The 7331-nt window shown below is 70.2% G+C and carries 7 protein-coding genes; 1 reads left to right on the top strand and 6 read right to left on the bottom strand.

Translation table 11 applies throughout. The features are described from left to right. Positions 1-851: AAA family ATPase (locus tag VD972_RS41480; protein WP_324994917.1), on the bottom strand; the 851-nt coding region annotated here is incomplete at its 3' end. A gap of 305 nt (positions 852-1156) precedes the next feature. Then, complete coding sequence (locus VD972_RS41475; protein ID WP_324994914.1) at positions 1157-1822, bottom strand: GNAT family protein; 666 nt, start codon at positions 1820-1822, stop codon at positions 1157-1159. A gap of 87 nt (positions 1823-1909) precedes the next feature. Between VD972_RS41475 and VD972_RS41470 the strand changes: the two genes are divergently transcribed. After that, on the top strand, positions 1910-2152 hold the full coding sequence (locus tag VD972_RS41470) for an addiction module protein (RefSeq protein WP_324994912.1): 243 nt from the start codon (positions 1910-1912) through the stop codon (positions 2150-2152). 138 nt (positions 2153-2290) lie between these two features. Here VD972_RS41470 and VD972_RS41465 read toward each other — a convergent pair whose 3' ends face one another. Genes VD972_RS41465 through VD972_RS41450 form a run of 4 tightly spaced genes read right to left on the bottom strand, consistent with a single transcriptional unit; the run spans position 2291 to position 7318 of the window. Beyond that, the gene (locus VD972_RS41465; protein WP_324994910.1) at positions 2291-4009 is read right to left on the bottom strand and encodes a BatA domain-containing protein; all 1719 of its coding nucleotides are present in this window, start codon (positions 4007-4009) and stop codon (positions 2291-2293) included. After that, the gene (locus VD972_RS41460) at positions 4006-4866 is read right to left on the bottom strand and encodes a DUF58 domain-containing protein (protein ID WP_324994909.1); all 861 of its coding nucleotides are present in this window, start codon (positions 4864-4866) and stop codon (positions 4006-4008) included. Before VD972_RS41460 ends, VD972_RS41465 begins: the two co-directional genes overlap by 4 nt. Next, positions 4863-6341, bottom strand: a complete 1479-nt coding sequence (locus tag VD972_RS41455; protein ID WP_324994907.1) for an ABC transporter permease — start codon at positions 6339-6341, stop codon at positions 4863-4865. The genes VD972_RS41460 and VD972_RS41455 overlap by 4 nt, the downstream gene beginning before the upstream one ends. Further along, on the bottom strand, positions 6338-7318 hold the full coding sequence (locus VD972_RS41450) for an ABC transporter ATP-binding protein (protein ID WP_324994905.1): 981 nt from the start codon (positions 7316-7318) through the stop codon (positions 6338-6340). The genes VD972_RS41455 and VD972_RS41450 overlap by 4 nt, the downstream gene beginning before the upstream one ends. Positions 7319-7331: the final 13 nt, after the last annotated feature.

The following is a 7331-nucleotide window of genomic DNA, read 5'->3' as shown; positions in this document are numbered from 1 at the left end:
CGAAGATCCGCCGACAGCTTCTGGATACGCTCCCAGCTCTCGTCAAGCAGCGCCTCGAGGCCCCGCGGAAGAAGCTCCGCCCGCCTCCTGTCCACGGGCTGAGTCTCCAGCCACTCCGCCAGCTTCACCGCATAGAGAACGTTCCCTTCGGCTCTCTGAACGATCTCCTCCACGAAGGGCACCGCCAGCGGCGGCTTGAACCGAGGAGATGCTCGCTCCTGCTCCCAGTACTCCCGCACCACCTGCCGATTCGAGCCCGCCCATCGTCCGTCATCCAGGTCGATCGTGCGCACCCCGTCCCGTGCTTCCAGCCAGCTCAGGTACGGGTACGTGGGGCGTGAAGCACACAATATCTTCACGCCCGGCGGCAGCATGGGCGGCAGGAAGCCCGGCAACGGGTTGGAGCCGTCCGCCTCCTCTTCCACCTCGTCGAGCCCATCCACCATCAGCACCAGCTGCTCCTGGCGTGGCGCCAGCACCTGAGACACTCGCAGCAGCAGCTTGTTCAGCCGCGATTCGGGACGCGCTTCCGTGTCCGTCAGGTCGGGGTACAACGCCTCCACCTGGGCCGACAGGTTGCGCTTCACCACTTCGGGCCGATCCCAATCCTCCACACCGCGCCGCAGGAAATGGTGGGGGACGCGGTGCCCCGCAGCTTCACGCCGTCTCAGCCACTCGGCCAGGAGCGCGCTCTTGCCCAACCCCGGTCCGCCCTTGACCAGCACCCACCCACGCGACGACCCGCCCAGCAGGAGCGCGTCCAACTCCGCCAGCACATCCTCGCGGCCCAGCAGCGCCCCATGGCGCCCCCGCTCCAGCTCAAAGTCGATGATCTCGTTCGCCGTGGCCATGCCCACCCGGCACGCTACCAGAGCCACCGGCTGCCACAGCAGCGACCGACCACACCGTCGCAGGCGCCGCACCCCACGGCGCACAGCTCTCGACGACGGCTTCCATCGCTCCCACGTGCGTGGTAGCCCAAGCTCCATGGGTGAGCGTCAGGGAGCCGGCTGGAGCGGCTCGATCTACGGAAACTCCCCGTTCAAGGTGAGGGTCGAGTCGATGGCCACGCCAAGTCCTTCTGCGCCCGCGGTGCGGCCTGGAGCATAGAGATCGTAGAGGACACGTCCAGCCCGCCCCATCACCTTCTCGAACCTCAGAGGAGCCGTGTGCCCAGGACGTCGAAGGCTTTCATGTCCACTCGCGCTACCGGGCTGTGCGGGAGCTCGCTGGAGAGCAGAGAGAAGACGAGGAGATCGCCAGGCTGCTCGTCCGATGGGAGCTGGCGCGCTCGCAGCGTTCCCTCCAGGTGAAAGCCCAGCCGACGAGCAACGGCCGCGCTGCGCTCGTTGCCCACGTCGCACTGCACATCCACACGTCGCAACTTCTCCACCTCGAAGCACACCCGCGTCAGGGCGGCAGCCATCTCGGTCGCGAAGCCCTGTCCCGCTGCATCGGTGCGAATCCAGTAGGCCAGCTCCCGCGCTCCCGGCCCCGCACGCGTCAGGAGGCCCGCCTCCCCCAGCAGGCGCTGCTCCGAGGCATCGAAGACGGCGTGCAGGCGATCTTGATCCAGATCGAACATCCCCCGGAACCGTCGCAGCAACGCGACGTGCTCCCCCAACGGCCGGGGATCCTCTCGGGCCCAGGTCATGAAGGGCAGGAGGTGGTCGCGGCTGGCATCCACTGCCTCCTTCCGAGCGGGCGCATCGGCGGGTGTGTAGCAGCGCAGCACGAGCCGAGGGGTCTCGATGCGATAGGCGGTGGCGCCGCCAGCCTTGGGGGCCACAACCGCAGTGTGGTTCTCTCGAGAGTCGCTCATGTCATCTGCCACTGCCTCGTCAGGTAGAAGTCTACCCACAGGCTTCCATGGGGTGCACGAACCCCATCAACGCATTAGAATGGACCCATGGCTTCGGAGAAGGACCTCCTGACCGACGTGCTTGCTCTGCCGGCAGAGAAGCGAGCTCGCATTGCTCATGAGCTGCTCGTCAGCCTCGACGAGCAGGAAGATCCCACGGCTGCGGATGCCTGGCTGGCGGAGTTGGACCAGCGTGCACGAGAGGTAGAGAATGGAACGGCCGAGCTTGAGGACTGGGAAGTTGTCCGTGAGCGACTGGCACGCCGCTGGCGGTCCGACAGTCAGCGTTGAAGGTCCTGCTTCATGCGGGTGCGACAGCCGATCTGACTATTGGCTCAGGCGAAGAGTCGTTTGACCAGTGCGTCCGCCCGCGCCAACAGATTACGCTTCGCCACCTGTTCAGCACAGAGACTCAGCCTCCTGAGCCTGCTACCTCCGCCGCGTCACGTAGAAGTCGGCGAGCAGCGCTCCCAGGAGTACCAGCAGGGGCCAGCGAGCCCGGCCCGGTGAGCCTGCGCTCCCCTCGTCCTTCTCCTCGAACTCGGCCTGCCTCTCACCGCTGCCACGACCGCGCAGATCCGACTCGCGCGCATCCAGCGCCAGGACCTCCGTCACGTCCACGGGCTCGCCGTCCCGCTCCAGCGTGTAGCGGCCCGGTACCAGCGGCGCAGGCAGGGTCAACGTGCCGGCTCCGAAGACGGGTCTCTCTCCCAGCGGGCCCACCAGCGTGTAGCGCGCCCCCGGCTGCGTCACCACCGGCAGCGGCTCTCCCAGCGTGAGCTGTCTGCGTGGGAATCCCTCGCGCGCGCGTTGGGCCTCGCGCAGCATGTTGCCCAGCAGCACCGGCCACGCCGGCGTACGCTGCAGGTTCGAGCGCGCCAGCTCCAGGTTGAGGTGCACGCGGCCCTCCTCGTCGGACACCAGCACCGCATCCCCCGCGGTGATGAGTGCTCGCCCCGGAGGGTTGTCCCCTGCCGTCCACCGCACGCCCGCGAGCTGCACGTCATCCAGCAACGGGTGGCCCTTCTCCGAGAAGAACGGCCCCAGGAATGTCCGCATCGTGCCGCCCGCCCCCACCGTCACCCTGGCATCCGTTCCCCTCGGCCCGATGAGCAGCGCTCCCTCGCCCGCCCCCATCTCCACCTCCGGCGCCACCGCCAGGAAGCGCTCCAGGGCCTGGCGCGCCTGCGCCTCCAACCCCTCCGCCAGCGCCACACGCACCGGGCGCACCACCGAGGGCACCAACCGCGCCTGCCCATCCTCCGGCAACGCATCCTCCGGCAGCATCACCTCCACGTCTCCCGCGTTCTCGAAGGTCAGCCGCACCGTCGCCGCCCCCTCCGCGGGCAACCGCATCACCTCGCGCTGCTCCGTCCCCTCCTTCGCGCCCGCCCCTGGCTGTGCGCGCACCCGCACCTCCACCGCCTCCGCCCCCCCAAAGCGAGCCACCCGCAGCGTCACCGTGGCCTTCGTGCCCTCATCCCGCCGCTGCGCCGAGACGAGCGCCACGTTGTCCCGAGCCGCTCCCAGCGCCGTCCACCGCACCGCGGGCGGCACCACCGCGCCCTCCGCCGGCATCGCGTCCGTGAAGAAGTGCACCCACCGCCCCGGCCCCGCCAGCTCCTGCGCCCACAGCAGCGTGGCCGTCGCGTCGTGGTCCGCTCCCAGCGCCTGGAAGGACTCCAGCGCCCCCAGCGCCTTCGAGGGCTCCGCCTCCGGGCCCGCAATCGCCCGCGGCACCGAGCCAGTGGCCAGCACCGTCACCCGCGTGGCGCGCTCCTCCTCCACCCGCCGCGCTGCCTCCCGGCGCACGCGCTCCAGCACCGTCACCCCTTCCGGCCCTCGCGCCGAGAGCGAGAGGCTCCCATCCACCACCAGCACCACATGACGCGCCCGCGTGTCATCGCCAAAGCGCACGTCCGCCAGGAACAGCGCTGCCGCCACCACCGCCAGCACCTCCAGCAGCAGCGAGGCCTCTCGGGTAAATCGCTCGAAGCGCGGGCCCGCCTCAGCGCGCGGGCGAGGCGTGCGCCATAGGAAGAGCGCGCTCACCGTCACCGGCTTCTGCCGCCGCCGCAGGAAGTACGCCGCCGCCAGCGGCACCAGTGCCCCCAGCGCCAGCAACCCCCATGGGAAGCCGAAGCTCACGCGGCTCCTCCTGCCACGAAGAGCGGCCGCAGCGGGCCTCGCACGAGCGCAGTCAGCCGCTCCGGCGCAGGTGCCGTCACCAGGGTCGCCCTCGCTCGCGCCGCAGCGGCCCGCAGCGCGCGCTGATGCTCGGCGAAGCGGCGTGCATAGGCAGCGAGCACGTCCTCGGTGAGCAGCTCCTCCAGCGCCGCGCCGCTCTCCGAGTCCACCAGCCGGGCCCCCTCGCCTCCCGAGGGATCCAGATCCTCCGCGTCCAGCACTTGCACCAGGAAGAGCGCCGAGGCCCCGCGCGACAGCCGCGCCACCATGGCGGACAGGTCCGTCTCGAAGAGGAAGTCGCTCACCACCACCCGCAGGCCGCATGGGCGCAGCGGCGGCATCCGCCCGAGCGCCGCGGCCAGGTCATCCTTCGCGTCGAACGCCGCCGAGCGCAGCGCCGAGCGGCACACCTGTCCCTGCGCCCGCTCCGGCCGCGAGCCCGTGGTGAGCAGCGTGGGCGTCAGTCCCTGCAGCGCGCCCACCTCCACGGCCAGCAGCGCCACCTCGCGCGCGCGAGCCTCCTTCGCCGGGCTCAGCGCCATGGAGCGCGAGGAGTCCACCAGCACCTCCACCCGTGGGGACACCTCGTCCTGGCGCACGCGGAGGATCATCTCCCCCGTCCGAGCCACCGCGTTCCAGTCCACCTGCCGCAGATCATCCCCAGGCTGGTACACCCGGAAGTCGTGCAGCTCCAACGAGGCGCCCGCGGAAGAGGCACGCACCTCTCCCACCCGTCCCCGGTGCGGCACCCGAGGCAGCGCCAGCGCGAGCCCAGGTGCCAGCCTCGCCACCTCGGTCTCGTCCGCCGCCGCGCTCACGACGCGTGGACCCGCTGCTCGCGCTCGACCAGCGTCCGATCCGCGGCGAAGGCGGCGAGCGCCGCCACTCCGCAGAGGAAGTACAGCAGCTCCACCGTCATCTTGGGCTCGTCCTTGGAGTACTCATGTTGCCCGAAGGCCACGAGCCCCACGATGGGGTTGAGCAGATTGATGAGCCCGTTGTCCGCCTTCTCGTCCACCAGCAGCGCCAGCAGCGGCGGCAGCACCGAGCCCAGGCCCGCCAGCGACACGAACAAGACGCGCACCGCCGCCGGAGAGGACATCCGGTCCGAGCGCGGCATCCTCCCCACCAGGATCGCCACCGCGAAGTACAGGATGGGGTATGCCGCCGCGGCGAAGATGACGTAGGTCAACGAGCGCCAGTTGTTCCGCGTGTCGTCGGAGTTCCACCCCAGCACCGCGCAGAAGAACGACCACCCCGCGATCATCAGCACCATCAGCCGGAAGCCGCGCACCGCCCCCGGCCGGAACAGGCTCCACGCCCGCGTCGTCGCTCGCAGCGCCCGCGCCTGCCCATCCACGTCGGAGATGACGAAGAGCCCCGACAGCGTCAGGTGCAGGCACCCGACCACGCCCGCCGCCGTCGCGACCTCACGATTCTGCCCCTGGCTCCACCACAGCGCTGCCACCACCCCCGCGCTGACCAGCACCTGCACCACGAGCGCCCGCCGGGGCCCTCGGGAGTAGTCCTCCGTCACCAGGGACAACCGCGCGGCCGCCGCCTCGAACAACAACCACCCGTAGCTCAGCATCAGCCACAGTGCGATGCCGATGACGTAGAAGAACTCCTTCTCGCGCATCAGCCGGGAGCCTCCCTCGCCCAGCGCGAAGGCCCCTCCCAACCCCTGGGCCACACCCCCGGCCAGCATGCCCAGCACCAGGAAGTGCACGAAGGCCCGCCCCAGCCGCCCGTCCGCGAGCGTCGCCGCGCAGACCCCCAGCACCGTGAGGAACACCAGCCACGCGGCCCCCAGCACCAGCACGATCAGGATCGTCGGCAGATCGATGCCGTTGAGGTAGTAGCTGAACAGCAGGAAGGGCCCCACCGCGGAGGCGTACAGCGCCGCCTGCGCCAGGAAGGACGTCACCTTGCCGCGCAGGATGCGCCGCGGCCCCAGGCCCGTGAGCGCCAGCAGCACCCACGTCTCGTCCTCGCGCTCGCGCGCCAGCGAGCGGTAGGCGCTGTACGGAATGACGAAGAAGTGCACCAGCCCCAGGCACACGAAGTAGGCGAAGAAGTACGTGTTCCCTCGCGCCCGGTACCCACCGTCCTTCACGTCCGCGTACGCCATCAGCGACAGCAGCACGCACGCCAGCAGCATCAGCCCGAAGCACACCCAGAACACGCGGGTGCGCAGCCCCTGGCGGATCTCCTTCACCACCAGCGGGTTGATCCGATCCCCCAGCCGCTCGCTCAGCGTGGCCGGTGCCACGGTCTCCACGTGCTCGCTCACGCCACCCTCCCCTTCGTCACGGTCATGAAGGCATCCTCGAGGTTCAGCTCCCGGTGGCTGAACGCGCAGACCGGCACCCCCGCCCCCACCAGCGCCGCCAGCAGCCGCGCCGCTGCCTCGTCCACCTGCTCCCGGGTTGCCCCCTGCTCCAGCTCCAGCCGCACCCGCAGCTGGCCGGTCTCACGGGACACCTGCCCCACTCGGGGCTGCTCCAGCAACACCCGCTCCGCGCGCTCGTACGCCGCCTCACCCTCCGCCACCGCCGCCAGCCGCATCACCAGCTCCGTCCCCGTCCCCAGCTGGCTCTGCGCCAGCAGGTCCGCCACCTTGCCCGTCGCCAGCAGCTTCCCCTGCTCGATGATGGCGCACGTGTCGCAGATCTCCGCCAGCTCCGTGAGGATGTGGCTGGAGATGAGGACCGCCTTGCCCTGATCCGCCAGCGCTCGCAGCAGCTCGCGCAGCTCGATGCGGGCGCGCGGATCCAACCCGTCCGCCGGCTCGTCGAGGATGAGCAGCTTCGGATCGTGCAGCAGCGTCCGCCCCAGCGCCACGCGCTGCTTCATGCCCTTGGAGAGCGCGCTGGTGAGCTTGTCCTTCAGCGGATTCAGCCCCGTGAACTCCATCACCGAGGCCACCCGCTTGTGCCGCACCGCACCCTTGAGCCCGTACGCGCGCGCGAAGAAGTCGAGGAACTCCCACACGGTGACGTCGTCATAGGTGCCGTAGCGATCCGGCATGTAGCCAATGAGCGGCCGGGCCTTGTCCGGCGAGTCCACCACCGACTGCCCATCCAGCAGCACCTCGCCCGCGGTGGGCGTGTCCAGCGTGGCGATGATGCGCATGGTGGTGCTCTTGCCCGCGCCATTGGGGCCGATGAAGCCCAGGATGGTGCCCGCCTCCAGCTCGAAGGTCACGTCATCCACCGCGCGCAGCGCGCCGTAGTCGCGCCGCAGCCCCTTCACCTGCAACAGGCTCATCGCCTCACCTCGG

The sequence above is a fragment of the Hyalangium sp. genome (assembly GCF_035629615.1).
In the GTDB taxonomy this organism is placed as follows: Bacteria; Myxococcota; Myxococcia; order Myxococcales; family Myxococcaceae; genus Hyalangium.
This window is presented reverse-complemented; position numbering and strand designations above follow the sequence as displayed.